General features: G+C 60.3%; 3 protein-coding genes and 3 pseudogenes. 5 read left to right on the top strand and 1 reads right to left on the bottom strand.

Annotation, left to right across the window (positions count from 1 at the left end; translation table 11 throughout):
- Nucleotides 1–144: 144 nt before the first annotated feature.
- Nucleotides 145–300: a hypothetical protein gene (locus BG842_RS30930; protein ID WP_254662851.1), complete on the bottom strand. Its 156-nt coding sequence runs from the start codon at nucleotides 298–300 to the stop codon at nucleotides 145–147.
- Nucleotides 301–878: 578 nt separating this feature from the next.
- Here BG842_RS30930 and BG842_RS32700 point away from each other — a divergent pair.
- The 5 genes and pseudogenes from BG842_RS32700 to BG842_RS02725 form a co-directional block, all read left to right on the top strand.
- Nucleotides 879–1,172 (top strand): annotated as a pseudogene (locus BG842_RS32700) (ribose-phosphate pyrophosphokinase-like domain-containing protein); the annotation flags it as partial.
- 12 nt (nucleotides 1,173–1,184) lie between these two features.
- Nucleotides 1,185–1,627 (top strand): annotated as a pseudogene (locus BG842_RS32695) (DUF120 domain-containing protein); the annotation flags it as partial.
- Nucleotides 1,624–2,281 (top strand): annotated as a pseudogene (ribB, locus tag BG842_RS02735) (3,4-dihydroxy-2-butanone-4-phosphate synthase). The pseudogenes BG842_RS32695 and ribB, both read left to right, overlap by 4 nt.
- A gap of 226 nt (nucleotides 2,282–2,507) precedes the next feature.
- Nucleotides 2,508–2,744, top strand: a complete 237-nt coding sequence (locus BG842_RS02730) for a DUF5518 domain-containing protein (RefSeq protein WP_254662850.1) — start codon at nucleotides 2,508–2,510, stop codon at nucleotides 2,742–2,744.
- Between the two features lie 8 nt (nucleotides 2,745–2,752).
- A partial coding sequence (locus tag BG842_RS02725; RefSeq protein WP_139135995.1) for a hypothetical protein occupies nucleotides 2,753–2,965 on the top strand: 213 nt, incomplete at its 3' end.

Genomic DNA, 2,965 nt, shown 5'->3' with positions numbered 1-2,965 from the left:
TCCGGTCGATGACCCTATCGCGGACATCGCGTTCGGCGACGGCGTGTACGCCGCGACCGAATCCGGGACCGTTCTGGCGACCGTCGGAGACGGCTGGCGGAGTCGCCATCTCGGATTGACGGGCGTGACTGGGCTTTCCGTCCGCTAGTCCACGTCGAGTTCGTACAGCCCCCGATACCGCCGTCGAACGAGGCCGAGACGGGTGAGTTCGTGGAGCCTATTTTTCACCCATTCTTGCGTCACGTCGAGTTCTTGCGCGAGGTATGCGGGTATCGCTCTGCCTTCGGCGAGCAGATTCAAAATTCCCCGCTCGGTCGGCCTGAACTGGTCGTCGTCGAACGGGACGTCGAAGAGAACCGTCTCCGTATTTCGATACTTTTCGTGGTCCGTTTCTTCCCCACCTGTAGCTCGTAGAGACCACGGTACGGCTTCCCGACGATATCGACATCGCGGAACCCGTCGAGAACCGACCGCGCCGTGTCCGCTCGATAGCCAGTTCGCTACCGACGTACGCTGGCGTGCACCGACCTTCCGCGAGAAGATTCAGGACCCCCTTTTCCGCGGGGTCAACTCGTTTTCGTCTACCGGAAGCGATGTCTCGATGCTCAACCGGGTTACCGAAACCATTGTGTGACACTACTATTTTATTGTATAAATAAAATAGTATATTAGAATATAGTGTATTCGGGTGTATATTTAGAATCGTGAACCGTTCTCGACGACTCCCGACCGACGCTTCCGTTTCCTTCCCGCCGCGCCCCAATCATCGGCGAGCGACGTTCGAAATAGGCGTGGTTGACGGCGACTGTGAGGGCTTGACTGGGCACACGTGCCGACGAGTGAAAACCGGTTTAACCCGGCATATCCAGTGTCCGCGTATGATACTCAGTGGGTCCGCCTCGCAATCTCTGGCGGCCACTCTCGCCGACGAATCGAACGAACCACTCGGGTTCGTGGAGTACGAATCGTTCCCGGACGGCGAACTGCTCGCAACCGCTCCCGAATTCGAGGGTGGTCGTGCCGTCGTCGTCGCCTCGACCGTCTCTAGCGACGCCCACCTCGAACTGCTCCAACTGCAGGACGCCGCCCGCGAGTGGGGTGCCGAAGAAGTCGTCACCGTCCTCCCCTACATGGGCTACGCACGGCAGGACAGGGCGTTCGACCGCGGCCACCCCATCTCCGCCTACCGCAGAATCTTCGAGGACCTCTCGGTGTCGACCTCTCGGGAACCGTCACCGGTGGGATGGGCGAAGGGAAACACTACATCTCGCTGTCGGGCTACATGGAACAGTTCATCGACCGGCTGGGCTACGAACCGTATCCGGGAACGCTGAACGTCGAACTCTCCGCCGAAAGCGTCCGCGCTCGGTCGGCGATGGACGCGCTCGACCCCGTTTCCATCGACGCGTGGGAGGACGGCGACCGAACCTACGGTCCCGCCGTCTGCTATCCCGCCGCCATCGAAACGACGGACGGCGAGTCGTACGAACCCGTTCACGTCATCGCTCCCGAGCGAACCCATCACGACGAAGACCAGTTGGAACTCATCGCGGCGACGAAGCTCCGCGACAAACTCGATCTGGAAGACGGTGACCACGTTACGGTCCACATCGAGGAGAGACAATGAGCCAAACAACCGCCGCGGCGGTCGAAGCGGCAATCTCCGCGTTCCGTGAGGGTTCGCCCGTCCTCGTCCACGACGCGGCCGACCGTGAAGGCGAGACCGACCTCATCTATCCCGCCGGTGCGGTTACCCCGGATGCCGTTTCACGACTTCGAAACGACGCCGGTGGACTGATCTGTGTCGCCCTCTCACACGACGTCGCCGAAACCTTCGACCTCGATTACATGGACGACATCATCGACCACCCCGCGAGCGAGGGCCACGACTCGGCTACGATTCGCGCTCGTCGTTCTCGTTGACCGTGAACCACCGCGACACCTACACCGGTATCACGGACGACGACCGTTCGCTGACGATTCGGGAACTCGCAAACGTGGCCGCGACCCCCGCCGAAATCGACTTCGCCTCCGAGTTCCGTGCACCGGGACACGTCCACTTGCTCAAGGCCGCCCCCGAACTACTCGCCGAGCGACAGGGCCACACCGAACTCGGTATCGCCCTCGCGGGCGCGGCCGACCGTGCCCCCGCCGTCGTCGTCTGTGAGATGTTGGACGACGAAACCGGCGGTGCACTGTCCCCGCGGACGCACGCGCATACGCTGAGCGCCACGAGTTCCCCTACCTCGAAGGGTCGGAGATAATCGAATCGCTCGACTGACGCTTTTCCCCTGTCTTCCCGGCGAGACGGTAAGACTCCCTTTACTAACGAAATTTCCGCCCCGAATTGCGCTAATATCGGAATAGGTATCTATATTATAAAAAATGTTCATATTTCTGGGAATCCATATGCTACGTATGGACTTCAAAGCAAAAGCTATCGCATACGGAATCGTCGCAACCATCATCGTCGCCTCCTCAGTGGTGCTGGCATCCCGTTCACGGACATGACGCTACCGGTCGTCGGCGCTGGCCTGACTGGCATCATCGGCGGTCTGGTGGCAGGGTACGTCTCCGGAACGAAACTCGACGACGGCGCGCTCAACGGCGGCGTTGCAACTGCCGCGGGGGCCATCGTCGCGCTCGTCATTCTGACTATCGGTGGACTGCTCGCCGGTCCGGTCCCGGCGATGGGCCTGTTCGCCTTCGGCGTGCTGTTCGTCGTCGTCGCGGCATCGAGTTGACGGAGGAGATGAGGGAAGCAGATATCGACTACACGCCCGAGAAACTGTTTACCGTGGCATCGGCTTATTTAGAGGAGTTTCAGGCTCAGGATTTGACAATAGCTATCCCCGGCCCGATCGCGCGAAGCTATGAAGATCCATTTTTCTTCCCGATTCATGTGCGCTACCCTGACGGGTGGGAAGATGGGAAATGGCACACGTACCAACGCTTTGAAGAACTG

The sequence above is a fragment of the Haladaptatus sp. W1 genome (assembly GCF_001723155.1).
Classification (GTDB): Archaea; Halobacteriota; Halobacteria; order Halobacteriales; family Haladaptataceae; genus Haladaptatus; species Haladaptatus paucihalophilus.
This window is presented reverse-complemented; position numbering and strand designations above follow the sequence as displayed.